17 protein-coding genes and 1 riboswitch are annotated in these 15,762 nt (G+C 72.2%); of the genes, 7 read left to right on the forward strand and 10 right to left on the reverse strand.

Features of this window, described 5'->3' with window-relative positions; all coding sequences use genetic code 11:
* Positions 1–33: 33 nt before the first annotated feature.
* The 7 genes from ACSBPG_RS13640 to ACSBPG_RS13670 form a co-directional block, all read right to left on the reverse strand.
* On the reverse strand, positions 34–963 hold the full coding sequence (locus ACSBPG_RS13640; protein WP_435537720.1) for a sugar kinase: 930 nt from the start codon (positions 961–963) through the stop codon (positions 34–36).
* Between the two features lie 294 nt (positions 964–1,257).
* Positions 1,258–2,175, reverse strand: a complete 918-nt coding sequence (locus ACSBPG_RS13645) for a DMT family transporter (RefSeq protein ID WP_435537721.1) — start codon at positions 2,173–2,175, stop codon at positions 1,258–1,260.
* Positions 2,168–2,446: a hypothetical protein gene (locus ACSBPG_RS13650; protein ID WP_435537722.1), complete on the reverse strand. Its 279-nt coding sequence runs from the start codon at positions 2,444–2,446 to the stop codon at positions 2,168–2,170. Before ACSBPG_RS13650 ends, ACSBPG_RS13645 begins: the two co-directional genes overlap by 8 nt.
* A gap of 43 nt (positions 2,447–2,489) precedes the next feature.
* The gene (locus tag ACSBPG_RS13655) at positions 2,490–3,044 is read right to left on the reverse strand and encodes a hypothetical protein (protein WP_435537723.1); all 555 of its coding nucleotides are present in this window, start codon (positions 3,042–3,044) and stop codon (positions 2,490–2,492) included.
* A 26-nt stretch (positions 3,045–3,070) separates the two neighbouring features.
* Entirely contained in the window at positions 3,071–4,285 is a 1,215-nt protein-coding gene (locus ACSBPG_RS13660) for an acetate/propionate family kinase (RefSeq protein ID WP_435537724.1), read from the reverse strand.
* An 11-nt stretch (positions 4,286–4,296) separates the two neighbouring features.
* Positions 4,297–5,739, reverse strand: coding sequence for a bifunctional enoyl-CoA hydratase/phosphate acetyltransferase (locus ACSBPG_RS13665; RefSeq protein WP_435537725.1), 1,443 nt, complete (start codon positions 5,737–5,739; stop codon positions 4,297–4,299).
* Positions 5,740–5,949: 210 nt separating this feature from the next.
* Positions 5,950–6,957: a threonine ammonia-lyase gene (locus tag ACSBPG_RS13670; protein WP_435537726.1), complete on the reverse strand. Its 1,008-nt coding sequence runs from the start codon at positions 6,955–6,957 to the stop codon at positions 5,950–5,952.
* Positions 6,958–7,286: 329 nt separating this feature from the next.
* Between ACSBPG_RS13670 and ACSBPG_RS13675 the strand changes: the two genes are divergently transcribed.
* From ACSBPG_RS13675 to ACSBPG_RS13705, 7 genes are all read left to right on the forward strand, one after another.
* Positions 7,287–8,255 (forward strand): thiamine pyrophosphate-dependent dehydrogenase E1 component subunit alpha, encoded by a 969-nt coding sequence (locus ACSBPG_RS13675; protein WP_435537727.1) that lies wholly within the window; start codon positions 7,287–7,289, stop codon positions 8,253–8,255.
* An 11-nt stretch (positions 8,256–8,266) separates the two neighbouring features.
* Positions 8,267–9,277 (forward strand): alpha-ketoacid dehydrogenase subunit beta, encoded by a 1,011-nt coding sequence (locus ACSBPG_RS13680; RefSeq protein ID WP_435537728.1) that lies wholly within the window; start codon positions 8,267–8,269, stop codon positions 9,275–9,277.
* Positions 9,277–9,585, forward strand: coding sequence for a biotin/lipoyl-containing protein (locus ACSBPG_RS13685; protein WP_435537729.1), 309 nt, complete (start codon positions 9,277–9,279; stop codon positions 9,583–9,585). Before ACSBPG_RS13680 ends, ACSBPG_RS13685 begins: the two co-directional genes overlap by 1 nt.
* Positions 9,586–9,619: 34 nt before the next feature.
* Positions 9,620–9,928 carry a DUF6506 family protein gene (locus ACSBPG_RS13690; protein ID WP_435537730.1) on the forward strand — a complete coding sequence of 103 codons (309 nt, stop codon included), beginning with the start codon at positions 9,620–9,622 and terminating at the stop codon, positions 9,926–9,928.
* A 56-nt stretch (positions 9,929–9,984) separates the two neighbouring features.
* Positions 9,985–10,749 carry a 2-oxo acid dehydrogenase subunit E2 gene (locus ACSBPG_RS13695; RefSeq protein WP_435537731.1) on the forward strand — a complete coding sequence of 255 codons (765 nt, stop codon included), beginning with the start codon at positions 9,985–9,987 and terminating at the stop codon, positions 10,747–10,749.
* A 237-nt stretch (positions 10,750–10,986) separates the two neighbouring features.
* Positions 10,987–11,048, forward strand: a riboswitch (Fluoride riboswitch).
* 167 nt (positions 11,049–11,215) lie between these two features.
* The gene (gene crcB / locus ACSBPG_RS13700) at positions 11,216–11,614 is read left to right on the forward strand and encodes a fluoride efflux transporter CrcB (RefSeq protein WP_435537732.1); all 399 of its coding nucleotides are present in this window, start codon (positions 11,216–11,218) and stop codon (positions 11,612–11,614) included.
* A gap of 3 nt (positions 11,615–11,617) precedes the next feature.
* Positions 11,618–11,971: a DUF190 domain-containing protein gene (locus ACSBPG_RS13705; RefSeq protein WP_435537733.1), complete on the forward strand. Its 354-nt coding sequence runs from the start codon at positions 11,618–11,620 to the stop codon at positions 11,969–11,971.
* 401 nt (positions 11,972–12,372) lie between these two features.
* Here the strand turns inward: ACSBPG_RS13705 and pyk are convergent, their stop codons facing one another.
* From pyk to kduI, 3 genes are all read right to left on the reverse strand, one after another.
* The gene (pyk, locus tag ACSBPG_RS13710; protein ID WP_435537734.1) at positions 12,373–13,869 is read right to left on the reverse strand and encodes a pyruvate kinase; all 1,497 of its coding nucleotides are present in this window, start codon (positions 13,867–13,869) and stop codon (positions 12,373–12,375) included.
* 143 nt (positions 13,870–14,012) lie between these two features.
* Positions 14,013–14,771 (reverse strand): 2-dehydro-3-deoxy-D-gluconate 5-dehydrogenase KduD, encoded by a 759-nt coding sequence (kduD, locus tag ACSBPG_RS13715; protein ID WP_435537735.1) that lies wholly within the window; start codon positions 14,769–14,771, stop codon positions 14,013–14,015.
* Between the two features lie 14 nt (positions 14,772–14,785).
* The gene (gene kduI / locus ACSBPG_RS13720) at positions 14,786–15,622 is read right to left on the reverse strand and encodes a 5-dehydro-4-deoxy-D-glucuronate isomerase (protein WP_435537736.1); all 837 of its coding nucleotides are present in this window, start codon (positions 15,620–15,622) and stop codon (positions 14,786–14,788) included.
* Between the last annotated feature and the right edge of the window lie 140 nt (positions 15,623–15,762).

Consider the following 15,762-nt stretch of genomic DNA (forward strand, 5'->3'; position numbering starts at 1 on the left):
TTTCCGGCGGCGGGCCGGCTCGACGGGAACGGGTCACGGCGCGGCGGCGGCCATGGCCTCGCGGGGGATGATGGCGCCGCGGTGCTGGATCACCTGCGCCGCCAGGCGGTGGCCGGAGCGTGCGGCGGCCTCGGCCGTGGCGCCGGCGAGGCGCGCCGCCAAGTAGCCGGCGCTGAAGCTGTCGCCGGCCGCCGTGGTGTCGACCACCGTGGCGACCGGCGTCGCCGGAACCAGCGCGTCCTCGCCCTCGGCGATCACCCGGCAGCCGGGCGTCGCCAGCTTGACGACCATCTCGGCGACGCCGGCCGCGCGCACGCGGTCGACGATCGCCTCGACCCCGTCGTCGCCGTAGAGGTCGCGCAGGTCGGCGACTCCGGGCAGGGCGATGTCGGTGCGTTCCAGCATGGCGTCGTAGGCGCGCTGCGCCGTCTTCCGGTCGGGCCACAGGCGCGGCCGCCAATTGGTGTCGAAGACGACGCGCCCGCCGCGCCGGCGCACGCGGTCGAGCAGCTGGAACAGCACGTCGCGGCCGGCCTCGCCCCAGATCGCGAGGCTGATGCCGGAGAGGTACAGCACGTCGTAGCCCTCCAACGCCGCCAGCAGGGCGGGCGACTGCGGCAGGACGAAGAGGTCGCGCGCCGGCGCGCGGTCGCGCCAGTAGAGGAAGTGGCGTTCGCCGTCCTCGTCGGTCTCGATCAGGTACAGGCCGGGCAGGCGCCCCGGCACGCGCAGCACGCGGTCGGTGCCGACGCCCTCGGCCGCCCAGGCGGTGACCATGCCGTCGCTGATGGTGTCGTCGCCGAGCGCCGTGACGTAGTCGACCGCGGTGCCGAGGCGGGCGAGATAGACCGCCGTGTTCAGCGTGTCGCCGCCGAATCCGATGGTGAGCGCGCCGTCGGAACGGCGGAACAGCTCGATCATGCATTCGCCGAGGGCGGCGACGGCGCGGGTGGGTACAGCCATGATGCTTCTCCCCGGCGAGGGCGGTTGGGTCTGGGCCGGTTGGGTCTGGGTCGGTTGGCTCTGGGCCGCCGCCGAACGCCGCGGCCCGGTTCCGGCTGGGACGATCAGCGGGTGGCGGCCATGGCGACGGTGGTGCCGTCGACGGCGCCGGCGCCGCTGCGGCCCGACTCGTCGATCGCTATCCGCACAGCCATGATCCCCTTTCCCACGGTTGTCAAAGAATACTAGTATATCAGTTCTGTTGGCAAGCGGCCCGTGCCGGGCCGTTCCGGCCCGGACACCGTGTCGCAGGGATCAGCGCGGCGTGGGGGCGCGGCGGGCTTCGCGGATCAGGATGACGAGGCCGCCGGCGACGATGATGGCGGTTCCGGCGACCACGTGGGGGGCAGGGGCGTCGCCCCACAGCAGCCAGCCGAACAGGGCCGCCCAGACGATCCCGGTGTAGCCGAAGGGGCTGACCAGGGCGGCCGGGGCGCGGGCGTAGGCGCGGGTGATGAAGTGCTGGGAGGCGCCGCCGGCCAGGCCCATGACCGCCATCAGCGCGAGGTCGCGCGCCGACGGCGTGGTCCAGGCGAAGGGCAGGGCGAGCGCGCACAGCACGGTCGACAGGGCGGTGAAGTGGAAGACGGTGGTCACCGGACGTTCGGTCCGGCCGAGCTGGCGCATGGCGATCTGGGCCAGCGCGTAGGCGACCGCCGCGGCGAGCGCCACCAGGGCGCCCGGCTCCACGCTGCCGCCCGGCTGGGCGATCACCGCCACGCCGGCGAAGCCGAGGGCGACGGCGCCCCAGCGCACCGGGCCGACGCGCTCGCCCAGCAGCGGCACGGAGAGCGCGGTGAGGAACAGCGGCGCGGAATAGGAGATCGCCACCGCGTCGGCCAGCGGCAGCAGGCGGTACGACCAGAACAGCAGGACCATCGACGTCAGGCCGATCAGCGAGCGCCAGAGATGGCCCAGCGGGTGGGCGGTCCGCAGCACCGTCGCGCCGCCGGCCGCCGCCACCATGGCGGTCGCCGGCAGCAGGGCGAAGAGATTGCGGAAGAAGGCGATCTCGGCCAGCGAGTAGCCGTCGGCGAGGAGCTTGGACACCGCGTTCATGACGGCCATCAGCGCCACCGCCGCCAGCATCGACAGGATGCCGGAGCGCGCGTCGTCGGCGAGCGCCGCCGGCGGCGCGGCGGCAGCGGATGGGCCGGCCTCGACGTCAGTCATCCCCGAAGGACCGCGTGTCCGACCGCCGCAGGCGGTGGTCGAGGGCGAAGAAGCCGATCAGGGCCACCGACAGCGAGGTGACGATCTGGGCGAGCAGCATGGCGGCCGACGGCTGGAAGACGTTCGCCGTGACCATGCCGACGAAGAGGGAGAGCGCGGTCAGGAACCAGACGGAGCCGCGGCGCGCCGTGGCGCGCTTCGGCGCGTCCCTGAGGGCGAGGATGAAGAAGACGGCCGTGAGGGCGTAGAGAACGGGGTTGAGGGTTGCCATGGGAACCGGCCTCCTTGCCGGTTGCGGGCGGCGTCCGCGGCGCTCAGGCGGCGGACGCCCGTGGCGACGCGGGGACCTCGGCGGCCTCCATCAGGGCGGCGAGCGACGGCCAGGGACAGGCGCTCGGCAGGTCGAGGCGGTCGTCGAGGCGCAGGGCCGCGTCGCGGGCGCTGCGCCAGAGGTCGGGAAGATCGGCGAACAGGTGCATCGACGGCGACTGCGCGAGGCAGTGGCGCAGATCGGCGAGCGCGGTGGCCTGCTGGGCCAGCAGGCTGGCGCCGCGGCGCGGCCAGACCAGCGCGAACATCAGCCATTCCGCGGCCTCGCGCAGGCGCCGCGGTCCGTCGGCGGCGGCGGCCTCCTCCAACGCCCGGACCACGAGGCCGGGCGCCAGCTCGTCGAGACGGCCCTGGCGGGCCAGCATCTCCTGCCGCTTCCAGGTGAGAAAGGTGTCCATGCCGCGCGCCGCCGCCGGGCAGTTGCCCGGCAGCGACAACGCCCGCGGCAGGTGGCGCAGCCAGTCCGCAGGCAGGCCGAGACGGTGTCCTTCGTCGAGCAGACGCCGGCGGGCCAGGGTGCGTTCGTCGCGGTCGATCATGGCGGTCTCCGTGCCCCGGGGCGGCGTCACGCCGCCGCCGCGACGGGGGCGGTGCCGGCGAGGACGGCGAGGGTGTGCATCGCGATCATCCGCTCCTCGTCGGTGGGGATGACGTACACCGGGATGCGGCTGGCCGCCGTGGAGATCCGCGAGGCGCGCGCCCGGTTGGCCGCCTGGTCCAGGTCGACGCCCAGCCAGCCCAGCCGTTCGCCCAGCCGCGCCCGGATCGGCGCGGAGTTCTCGCCGACGCCGGCGGTGAACACCAGCCCGTCCAGGCCGCCCAGCGACGCCGCCAGCGCGGCCACCTCCTTGGCGACGCGGAAGCAGAACAGCTCCACCGCCTCCGCGGCGTGGGGATCGTCGGAGTCGAGGAGGTCGCGCATGTCGTTCGACACCCCGGACACGCCGAGCAGGCCCGACTGCTTGTACAGCAGCGTCTCCAGGGCGTCGGCGTCCATCCCCTTCTCGCGCATGAGGTAGATCAGCACGCCGGGATCGATGGCGCCGGGGCGGGTGCCCATGGGCACGCCGTCGAGCGCCGTGAACCCCATGGTGGTGTCGACGCTGCGCCCGGCCCTGAGGGCGCACAGGCTGGACCCGCTGCCGAGATGGCAGACGACGACGCGGCCGGCGGCCAGGGCCGGGTCGATCTGCGGCAGGCGGCGGGCGATGTACTCGTAGGACAGGCCATGGAAGCCGTAGCGGCGGATGCCCTCGTCGGTCAGCGCCCGCGGCAGGGCGAAGGCCTGCGCCTGCCATGGCCGGTCCTGATGGAAGGCGGTGTCGAAGCAGGCCACCTGCGGCAGGTCGGGAAAGGCCCCGGCGAGCGCCCGGATGGCGGCCAGGTTGTGGGGCTGGTGCAGCGGCGCCAGCGGCACCAGCCGCTCCAGCGCCTCCATCACCTCCGCGGTGATGCGCACCGGGGCGGCGAACCGGGTGCCGCCGTGCACCACGCGGTGGCCGGCCGCCACCAGGGTGGCGTCGCGCAGGTTGGCGGCCAGCCAGTCCAGCAGGAAGGTCAGCAGGCCGGTGCGGTCGGCGGCGGACGGCCCGCTCAGGGCCTCGTCGGCGAGCACCCGCCGGGCGGCGTCCTTGGCCTCGAACCGGGGGGCGGTGCCGATGCCGGAGATCTGTCCGGAGACCGCCGGCGCCGGGCCATCCTCGCCCTGGTCGCGGAAGACGCAGAACTTCAGGCTGGACGAGCCGGCGTTGATGACGAGATAGGCGTTGCGTTGGGACATGGCGGCTTCCCTCATTCGGCGGCGAGGGTGAGGGCGGGCGCCCGGCGGGCGGCGGCGATCAGCGAGGCGACGGCGCACGACGCCAGGCGGGCGCGGACCGTGTCGGCGCGGCTGGTCAGGATCACCGGGACCTTGGCGCCCAGGACGATGCCGGCGGCGTCCGCGTTGGCGAGGAACGAGAGCTGCTTGGCCAGCATGTTGCCGGCCTCCAGGTTGGGCACCAGCAGGATGTCGGGCTGGCCGGCGACCGGCGAGGTGATCCCCTTGGTGCGCGCGGCCTCCGCGGAGATGGCGTTGTCGAAGGCGAGCGGGCCGTCGAGCACGCCGCCCCGGATCTGGCCGCGGTCGGCCATCTTGCAGAGCGCCGCCGCCTGCAGGGTCGTCTCGATCTTCGGGTTCAAGGTCTCGACCGCCGACAGGATGGCCACCTTCGGCACGTCGACGCCCAGCACCTTGGCGAGGTCGATGGCGTTCTGGACGATGTGGACCTTGTCCTCCAGCGTCGGCTGGATGTTGATCGCCGCGTCGGTGATCAGCAGGGCCCGCGGATAGGTCGGGACGTTCATCACGAAGACGTGGCTGATGCGGCGCGCGGTGCGCAGGCCGGTGTCCTTCTTGACCACCTGGGCCATCAGCTCGTCGGTGTGCAGCGATCCCTTCATCACCGCCTCGGCCTCGCCGGACCGGGCCAGCGCCACCGCGGTCTCGGCGGCGGCGTGGGAATGCGGGACGTCGACGATGCGGTACGGCGTCAGGTCGAGGCCGTGGGCCTCGGCCACGGCGCGGATCTTCGCCTCCGGACCCACCAGGACGGGGGCGATCAGGCCGGCCTCGGCCGCCTCGACGGCGCCGCGCAGGGCGCTCTCGTCGCAGGGATGGGCGACGGCGGTGGTCACCGGCGGCAGGGCGTCGCAGCGGGCCAGCAGCGCGTCGTGCTGGTCGTGGCGGATCATCTGGATCTGCGGCAGCTCGTGGGCCGGCAGGCTCACCTTGCGGGTCGGCGCGATGACGGTGGCGGTGCCGGTGGTGACCACCTCGCCGTTCTGGTTGACGCAGACGCAGTCGAAGACGACCAGGGACTTCTCCGGCCGCTTCTCCGTCACCGTGACGGTCGCGGTGACCTCGTCGCCGAGCGTCACCGGCCGGCGGAAGCGCAGGTCCTGCCCGGCGTAGATGGTGCCGGCGCCCGGCAGCTTGGTGCCGAGCACGCCGGAGATCAGCGCCCCCGACCACATGCCGTGGCCGATGACCTTCTGGAACCGGCCGTCGGCCGCGAACTTGGCATCGAGATGGGCGGGGTCGATGTTGCCGGACACGGCGGCGAACAGCTCGACCTCGGTGGGGGTGAGGCGGCGCGACAGGCTCGCCGATTGGCCGATCCGGATCTCGTCGAACGGGACGTTCTCGATCGGGGCTCCGGCACCGCGGACCTTGGGTCCTTCACTGGCAGGCATAACGGAACACTCCGCTTGAAAAAGGCTTGGTCATCCGGTGGCCGGCGGGTGGCGGCGCTGCGTGCGCCGCTGCGGCTGGGCTTCGTCTCAGGCGCCGGTGACTAAGAATTACATACTAATATATTAGTTGCGATGCAACAAAGACCGGAGGCCGATTGGGGGAATCGACAAAATGCCGCACCGCGGAACGGGCCGGAGCGGGCGCTGCGGTCAGGCGGCGGCCAGGATCGCCGCCAGCAGGGAGGCGTCGATGTTGCCGCCGGACAGGATCACCGCGACGGTCTTGCCGGCGAGGTCGAGCTTGCCGGCCAGCACGGCGGCCAGGGAGACGGCGCCGCCCGGCTCGACGACCAGCTTGAGGTGCCGCACGGCGTAGACGATGGCCGCCCGCACCGCGTCGTCGCTGACGCTCAGGCCGCCCGCCAGCAGGCGGCGGTTGATGGGGAACGTCAGGTCGCCCGGCGTCGGCGTGACGATGGCGTCGCAGATCGTCGCCGCCCCGGCGGCGTTGCGCTGGCGCTCGCCGCAGGCGAGGGAGCGGGCGGTGTCGTCGAACCCCTCGGGCTCGACGGCGTAGACCGCCGCCGCCGGCACGGCGGCCTTGACCGCGGTCGCCGTGCCGGCGGTCAGCCCGCCGCCGCCGCAACAGGACAGCACGACGTCCGGCGCCAGGCCGAGGGCTGCGAGATCCTCGACGATCTCCAGACCGACGGTGCCCTGGCCGGCGATGACGTGCGGGTCGTCGAAGGGCGGCACGAGCACGGCGCCGGTGTCGCGCACGATGGCTCCGGCGATCGCCGCGCGGTCCTCGCCGTGGCGGTCGTAGAGCACCACCCGCGCGCCGTGCGCCCTGGTCAGCTCGATCTTGATGGCCGGCGCGTCGGACGGCATGACGACCGTCGCCGGCAGGCCGAACCGCCGCGCCGCGACGGCCACCGCCTGCCCGTGGTTGCCCGACGAGAAGGCGACCACCCCGCCCGGCGCGGCGGCCGGGTCGATCTGCGCGATGCGGTTGAAGGCGCCGCGGAACTTGAACGACCCGGTGCGCTGCAGGGGTTCGGCCTTGAGGAAGACGCGCCCGCCGGTCCGGGCGTCGAGATCGGGCACCGCCAGCAGCGGCGTGCGCACGGCGTGGCCGGCCAAGCGGCGGGCCGCCGCGGCGATGTCGGCGGGCGTCACCATGGAGTCCGGTCCGGTCGCCGCCGCGGGGTCTGTCATCGGGTCCATCCGAAGGTCGTGCCGCTGCGACGATAGCGGCGGCAGGGCGGCAGGGGAAGGGGCGGCGAACCGGGAACCTTAATCTGGGTTAAGGCCCCACCGGAGGTTGCCGCCGCATCCTGCATGCATGCAATCGGTCCGCGCCGCGGCGCGGTCGCCGGCCGGCGGGTGAACCGATCCGGTCGGCGAACGGCCGCCGAGAAAGCACGACGGGGGCCGCCGCCGGATCCTGGACCATCGACCGGGGTTCGGCGCGGCGGGCCTCGGGCCTTCCCGGCCGCCATGCCGCATCCTGGCCAAGGGAGCGGCCGACCTTGGGAGTGACGCCGATGAAACTGAGTCGCGATGACATTCTGGCGGCATACCGCACCATGCGGACCATCCGCGCCTTCGAGGAGCGCGTCCACAAGGAGTTTGCCACCGGACAGATCCCCGGCTTCGTCCACCTCTACGCCGGCGAGGAGGCGTCGGCGGTGGGGGTGTGCATGCAGCTCGACGAGCGGGACCAGATCGCCAGCACCCACCGCGGCCACGGCCACGCCATCGCCAAGGGGTGCGACGTCGGCGGAATGATGAAGGAGATCTTCGGCCGCCAGGGGGGCCTGTGCAAGGGCAAGGGCGGCTCGATGCACATCGCCGACGTGAGCAGGGGCATGCTCGGCGCGAACGGCATCGTCGGCGGCGGTCCGCCGCTGGTGTGCGGGTCGGCGCTCTCCGCCGTGGTGCGGAAGACCGGCGGCGTCGCCGTGGCCTTCTTCGGCGACGGCGCCTTCAACCAGGGAACGACCCTCGAGTCCATGAACTTCGCCGCCGTCTACAAGCTGCCCGTGTTCTTCGTGCTGGAAGACAACGGGTACGCCGAGTCGACGGCCAGCTCCTGGTCGATCGCCGGCCACGACCCGGTGCGCCGCGCCGAAGGCTTCGGTATTCCCGGCTCGCGCGTCGACGGCCACGACTTCTTCGCCGTCTACCGCGCCGCCGCGGAGGCCGTGGGGCACCTGCGGTCCGGCGGCGGCCCGCGCTTCCTGCACATCGAGTTCACCCGCTACTACGGCCATTTCGAGGGCGACGCCATGACCTACCGGCCGCCCGGCGAGGTGGCCGAGGAACGCGCCCTCCTCGACTGCCTGAAGATCTTCCGCGCCCGGGTGACCGGTGCCGGGCTCGTCGAGAACGGCGCGCTCGACGCCGTGGACGCCGAGGTGGACGGGCTGATCGACACCTGTGTGGCCGAGGCGCGGAAAGCGCCGCCGCCGCCGGCCGACGATCTCCTCCGCGACGTCTACAAGGCCTACTGAGGGAGGGGAAGATGAGCAGGAAATCGTTCCGTCAGGCGCTCAACGAGGCCATGCGGCAGGAGATGGAGCGCGACCCCACGGTGATCGTGCTGGGCGAGGACATCGCCGGCGGCATGGGGGCCAAGGGCGAGCAGGACGCGTGGGGCGACGTGCTGGGCGCCAGCAAGGGGCTGCTGAAGCGGTTCGGGCGCGAGCGCGTCTTCGACACGCCGATCAGCGAAAGCGCCTTCATCGGCGCCGCCGCCGGCGCCGCGGTGAACGGGCTGCGGCCGATCGCCCAGCTGATGTTCGTCGACTTCTTCGGCGTGTGCGGCGACCAGATCATCAATCAGATGGCGAAGTTCCGCTACATGTTCGGCGGCAAGGCGACCACTCCGGTGGTGATCCGCACGCTGTTCGGCGCCGGCGCGCGCGCCGCCAGTCAGCACAGCCAGTGCCTCTACCCGATCTTCACCCACATCCCCGGCCTGAAGGTCGTCGTCCCGTCCTCCCCGTACGAGGCGAAGGGACTGATGATCCAGTCGATCCGCGACGACGATCCGGTGATCTTCTTCGAGCACAAGGCGATGTACGACGACGTCGAGGAGGTGCCGGACGAGCCCTACGCCATCCCCTTCGGCACGGCCCGGACGGTGCGGGAGGGCGCCGACGCGACCGTCGTGGCGATCGGCCGCATGGTCCAGTTCGCAAGCCGGGCCGCCGAGGCCCTGCACCGCGAGGGGATCGAGTGCACCGTCCTCGATCCGCGCACGACCTCGCCGCTCGACACCGGCGCGATCCTGGGCAGCGTTGAGAGGACCGGGCGGCTGATCGTCGTCGACGAAGCCGGCCCGCGCTGCGGCATGGCGAGCGACATCGCCGCCCTCGCGGCGCAGAACGCCTTCGCGTCGCTGAAGGCGCCGGTGCGGATGGTGACGCCGCCGCACACGCCGGTGCCCTTCGCCCCCGAGTTGGAGGACCTCTACGTTCCCGACGCCGCCAAGATCCAGGCGGCCGTCCGCGAGACGGTGAGGTACGGCTGATGCCCGCGACCATCCACGCCCTCACCATGCCCAAGCTGGGCTTGACCATGCGTGAAGGGGCGGTCGCCGCCTGGCACGTCGCGCCGGGCGGCGCGGTCGCGGAAGGTCAGCCGATCGTCGACGTCGAGACGTCGAAGATCACCGCGGTCCACGACGCGCCGGCGTCCGGCATCCTGCGGCGGCAGGTGGCGGAACGCGGTGCGACCCTGCCGGTGGGCGCGCTGATCGGCGTCATCGCGCCGGCGGAGGTTCCCGACACCGCCATCGACGCCTTCGTCGCCGCCTTCCGGCCGGAGGAGCAGGCGTGATCGCGGTCGTGCAGCATCATCGCAGGAGGCGATCATGACTCTGAGAGCGGCCTTCCTCTTCCTCGCCCCGGGCGCCGACCCCGCCGTCCACCGGGGGACGGTGCGGACGCCCGAGGTCGAGGTCGTCACCGTCGGCGTCGCCGACTACCGCCAGGCCGAAGCCGCGGTGCACGCGCTCCTCGACGAGGGCGTGCAGGCGTTCGAGCTCTGCGGCGGCTTCGGCAACGCCGGGGTGGCGCGGATCGCCCGGGCGGTCGCCGGCCGCGCCGCGGTCGGCGTGGTCCGCTTCGACGGCCATCCCGGCCTGGGCGGCAAGAGCGGGGACGACCTGTTCGCCGGCTGACCCACGGGCGCCCGCGTCGCCGCGGCATCGGCGGCTTTCGGAGAAGGACACGGACCATGGCTTCACCATCCGACACGCGTGCCGGTCTGCCAACGGTGGAGACCTACGACTACGCCCTGTTCGGGCCGGTCGAGGTCCGGCCGCTCAGCAACGTCCGGAAGATCATCGGCAGACGGCTGCACGCCGCCTGGGTGAACGTGCCGCAGGTCGCGCAGTTCGACGACGTCGACAGCACGGCCCTGGAGGCGCTGCGCCAGCGCCTCCGGCCGCAGGCCGAGGAGCGGGGGCTGAAGCTCACCGTCCTGCCGTTCGTCGTCAAGGCCTGCGCGCTGGCCCTGCGGGAGTTTCCCGACTTCAACGCGTCGCTCGACGCGACGGGGAACAATCTCGTCCTCAAGAAGTACTGCCACATCACGTTCGCCGTCGACACGCCGGTGGGGCTGCTGGCGCCCGTCCTGAAGGACGTCGACCGCAAGGACGTCTTCGAGATCGCCGCAGGGATCGCCGAACTGGCCGAGAAGGCGCGCGCCGGGACGCTGGCCTTCAGCGACGCCGAAGGCGGCTGCTTCTCGGTGTCGAATCTCGGTCCCCTCGGCGGCAACGGCTTCACCCCGACCATCAACGCGCCGGAGGTGGCGGTCCTCGGCGTGGCGCGCGCCGGCCGCAAGATCGTGGACGCCGGCGACGGCCGCCTGGTGTCCCGGCCCGTGCTGCCGCTGTCGCTGGTCTACGACCACCGGGTCATCGACGGCGCCATGGGCGGCCGATTCCTCGCCTTCCTTTGCAGAGCCTTGAGCGAGCCCGAGGGCCTCGCCCCCTAGAGCAGGATCACTCCGGGTGGAATCCCCTGGAGCGTGAATCCCGCCCTAATCTCAGATGTTTCGAGCAGGATTCACGCTTTCGTCCGGATCGGCCAAAAGCGATCTTGCCCTGGCGGCAGCGGCCGGCGCTCACCGCCGGCCGGGCTCCCACCCGGACCGGCTCCGTCCCGCGGCATGTGGGCCGGAGGCGGCGCCGGTCCGTCGGCCGTTGATTCCCCGGCCGATGCGTGTAACCTAGCCGGCGATGGGGATGGGGTCCCCCGAAACCGCCCGCGAGGGCTGATGACTCCTGCTGCGCATGCCCGCAGCGGGACTCCGCCCGGACCCCGCCCGCGTCCATGCGTCGCTCCGCCGGTCACCACAGGAGTATCCGCATGGTCGCACCCGTAGACGACGCTCCAGCCTCGATGCACGCACCCGTCGCCAGGACCCCCGCGGCGTCCCGGCGGACCGCCGGAGGCGCGCCATGACCACCTACCTGTGGGTCGCCCTGGGTGGCGCCATGGGAAGCGTCGCCCGCTTCTGGTGCTCCGGCCTGGTCGCCGCCGCGTTCGGGCAGACCTTCCCGTGGGGCACCCTGGTGGTGAACGTCGTCGGCTCGTTCATCATCGGCTTCACCGCCACGCTGACCGGTCCGGACGGCCGCCTGATGGTGCCGTCGGAGGCCCGCACCTTCGTGATGGTCGGCATCTGCGGCGGCTTCACGACCTTCTCCTCCTTCAGCCTTCAGACCCTCAACCTGATGCAGGACGGCGAGTGGCTTCAGGCGGGATGGAACGTCGTCCTGTCCGTCGTCCTGTGCATGATCGCGGTCTGGCTCGGCCACGTCGCCGCCGCCAGCCTGAACCAACTCAAGGGAGCTTAGGCCATGCAGACACCCAGCGATGCAGTGCTGCTGCGTGTCCACACCAGCGAGCAGGACAAGTGCGATGGCAAGCCCTTCTACGAGGCGGTGGTCCTGAAAGCCCGCGAGCTGGGGTTGCGGGGGGCCACCGTGCTCCGCGGGGTCATCGGCTACGGCCACGACAGCCACATCCACACCAGCAAGATCCTCGACCTCTCGCTGGACCTGCCGCTGGTCGTCGAGATCGTCGACGACGAGGACCGGATCAACGCCTTCCTGCCGGTGCTCGACCGGATGATGGAGACCGGCACCGTCACCCTCGAGCGGGTCCGCGTGATCCGCTACGGGGCGCCCGCTCCGGGGGATGGTCCGGCATGACCGCGCGCCCGCCCGGGACGGCGCGCATGCGCCTCCCCGCCGCCCGCCGATGGGATGGCGCCGGTCAGGGAGCGTGCAAGAAAAAAGGCCGCCGGAGTCCGGCGGCCCGAGTCTAGGGAGGAAACGCCCGTCGCCGTACCGGCCGCAAGAGGGAGCCAACACGGCGAGAACAAATCTACAATACTAATATATTACTCCTTCCGCAAGGGGGAAATTGGCCGGTGAAGGAGGATTCCGCCCGATGGCGCGGGCGGTGTCGCCGTCGCGCAACGCCGCCCGGTGAACGGCGGCGGGGCGCCGGGCGGCAGTTCCTCCCGGACGCACGACGACCGCCCCCCTCCCGTTCCCGCGCGGCGGGAAGGGTGGGGGGCGGGTCCGTGCGCGGGGGTCCGGCCGGTGCGTCAGTCGTCGCCGGCCGGCACGAGGTCGGCCTCGGCGTGGGCCGCCGGCAATGGCTGGGAGGGGCGCTCCACCCAGGCGATGCGCAGGATGTTGGTGTTGCCCGGCATGCCGAAGGGGACGCCGGCGGTGATGACCACCCGCTGCCCCTCGCGGGCCAGCCCATGGGAGCTGGCCAGGCGCACCGCCTTGTGGACCATCTCCGAGAAGGTCCCGACGTCCTCGGTGTGCACGCTGTGGACGCCGTAGGCCATCTGCAGCCGGCGCGCCGTCTCGACGCTGGCGGTCAGGCAGAGGATCGGCACCTCCGGCCGCTCGCGGGCGGCGCGCAGCGTCGTCGAGCCCGAGGTCGTGTAGGTGACGATCGCCGCGGCGTGGACCGTGTGGGCCACTTGGCTGGCCGCCGCGGTGATGGCGTCGGACGAGGTCTCCTGCGGGTCCGGGTGCTGCGCGTCCATGACGGTGCGGTAGAGCGGATCGCATTCCACCCGCCGGGCGATGCGGTCCATGATCGACACCGCCTCGACCGGATAGGCGCCCGACGCGGTTTCGGCCGACAGCATGACGGCGTCCGCCCCGTCGTAGACGGCGGTCGCCACGTCGGAGGCCTCGGCGCGGGTCGGGGCGGGGGCGGCGACCATGGACTCCAGCATCTGGGTGGCGACGATCACCGGCTTCCCGGCCTCGCGCGCCTGGCGGACGATGCGCTTCTGGATGGCGGGCACGTCCTCCGGCGGCAGCTCGACGCCGAGATCGCCGCGCGCCACCATGACGCCGTCCGACATCTCGACGATGCGCTCCAGATGGTCGATCGCCTGCGGCTTCTCCAGCTTCGAGAGCAGGGCGGCACGGCCGCCGATGAGGCGGCGGGCTTCCGCCACGTCCTCGGGGCGCTGCACGAAGGACAGTGCCACCCAGTCGACCCCCTGGTCGAGCGCGAAGGCGAGGTCGGCGCGGTCCTTGGCGGTCAGGGCCGACAGCGGCAGAACGACGCCGGGCACGTTGACGCCCTTGCGGTCGGACAGCGCGGTGCCGGTGACCACCACGGTGTCGGCGAAGTCGGGGCCGCAGTCGGCGACGCGCAGGCGCACCCGGCCGTCGTCGAGCAGCAGTTCGGCGTCCGGCTTCAGGGCGGCGAAGATCTCGGGGTGGGGCATGCCGACGCGCGTCGCGTCGCCGGGCTCCGGCGACAGGTCGAGGCGCAGGCGCTGCCCGGGAACCAGGGCGACCGCGCCGGCGGCGAAGCGGCCGAGCCGCAGCTTCGGTCCCTGCAGGTCGGCCATGATGGCGACCGGCCGGCCGGTGTCGCGCTCGGCGGCGCGGATGGCGCGCACCCGCGCGCCGTGGTCGTCGTGGCTGCCGTGGCTGAAGTTCAGGCGGAAGACGTCGACGCCCGTCTCGAGCAGCGTCCGGACCATCGCCGGCGTGGACGACGCGGGGCCCAGCGTCGCGACGATCTTGGTCTGCCGGTGACGGCGGATGGGGATGCCTGTGCTCATGGCGAAGCGGCTCCGGTCGGAAGGGGGACGTGGGGGGAGGCGTGGGAAGGAGGCGGCGCCGGACGTCCCCGGGGGGTGTCCGGCGCCGTCGAGTGTCCGGCCCGTCGGCCGGGGGAGAGACCGTGCCGGGGCGGCCGGCGGCGTCAGCGCGCCAGCCAGCCGCCGTCGACGGGAAGGATGGTGCCGTGGACGTAGTCGGACGCCGCGGAGGCCAGGAACACGGCGGGACCGCCGAGGTCGGCCGGCTCGCTCCAGCGTCCGGCCGGGATGCGGCCGAGGATCTCGGCGCTGCGCTGCTCGTCGGCGCGCAGTGCCGCGGTGTTGTTGGTGGCGACGTAGCCCGGGGCGAGGGCGTTGACGTTGATGCCCTTGCCCGCCCATTCGCAGGCCAGCAGCTTGGTGATGCCGGCGACGCCGCTCTTGGAGGCGGTGTAGGAGGGGACGCGGATGCCGCCCTGGAAGGACAGCATCGAGGCGATGTTGATGATCTTGCCCTTGCGGCCCTGGCCGATGGCGTAGCGGCCGAAGGCCTGGCACAGGAAGAACAGCGTCTTGACGTTGATGTTCATCACCAGGTCCCAGTCGGCCTCGGTGAAGTCGACGGCGTCAGCGCGGCGGATCAGGCCGGCGTTGTTCACCAGGATGTCGAGCTGGGCGAAGTTGGCCAGCGTCTCGTCGACTAGCCCCTGGACCGGGGCGATCGAGGTGAGGTCGGCCTTCATGGCGTGGAAGCGGCGGCCGGCGGCGGTCACCCGCTCCCGGGTCTCGTCGAGCGGGGCGATGTCGACGGCGGCGATGTCGGCGCCGGCCGTGGCGAGCGCGACGGCGATGGCCTGGCCGATGCCGGTGTTGGCGCCGGTGACCAGCGCCACCTTGCCGGAGAGGTCGAAGGGATGGGGCATGTCGGTGTCTCCCGTCAGCGCATGGTCGCCAGCGGCACGGCGTCCATGTCGTCGAAATCCTGGTTGTCGCCGCCCATGGCCCAGATGAAGGTGTAGTTGTGGGTGCCCACGCCGCAGTGGATCGACCAGCTCGGGCTGATCACCGCCTCTTCGTTGGCCATGACGATGTGGCGGGTTTCGCTGGGCTCGCCCATGAAGTGGAAGACGCGGGCGCTCTCCGGCAGGTCGAAGTAGAAGTAGACCTCGCAGCGCCGCTCGTGCGTGTGGCAGGGCATGCTGTTCCACATGTTGTTGGGCTTCAGCATGGTCATGCCCATGACGAGCTGGGCGGTGCGGCAGACGTCGGGGTGGATCATCTGGAAGATGGTCCGTTCGTTGGACGTCGCCGGATCGCCGAGGTGGCGCTGCTTGGCGTCGGCGATGGAGATCTTCCGCGTCTCGAAGCGGGCGTGGGCGGGCGTGCTGTTGAGGTAGAACTTGGCCGGGGAGCGGCGGTCGAGGCTCTCGAAGCGGACCGCCTCGGTACCCTGGGCGACGTAGAGCCCGTCGCGGGTGTCGAGGTCGATCGCCTGGCCGTCGACCGTCACCCGGCCGTGCCCGCCGACGTTGATGACGCCCAGCTCACGGCGCGCCAGGAAGGTCTTCGACCCGATCTCCTTGACCCCTTCCAGGTCCAGCGGGCCGGCGACCGGCATCGCGCCACCGACCACGAAGCGGTCGACGTGGCTGTAGGTCAGCGCGATCTCGTCGGCCTGGAACAGGGAGGTGACCAGGAAATGGTCGCGCAGGGTCTGGGTGTCGAACCCGCGCACGGCATCCGGGTGGGATGCGTACCGCGTGGTGATCTTCATGGCGTTGGCCTTTCCTAGCGGGGCTGTCGGCACCCGGGCGGGACGGCGCGGCGGTCGCGGCGGTGGTCCCACCGCCCGCGGCGTTCCCGGCGTCGGGCTCGTCGGTTCCGCCTTGGAGTATACTAGTATATTAGATCGGG

Source organism: Azospirillum sp. ST 5-10, from assembly GCF_051225715.1.
Taxonomy (GTDB): Bacteria; Pseudomonadota; Alphaproteobacteria; order Azospirillales; family Azospirillaceae; genus Azospirillum.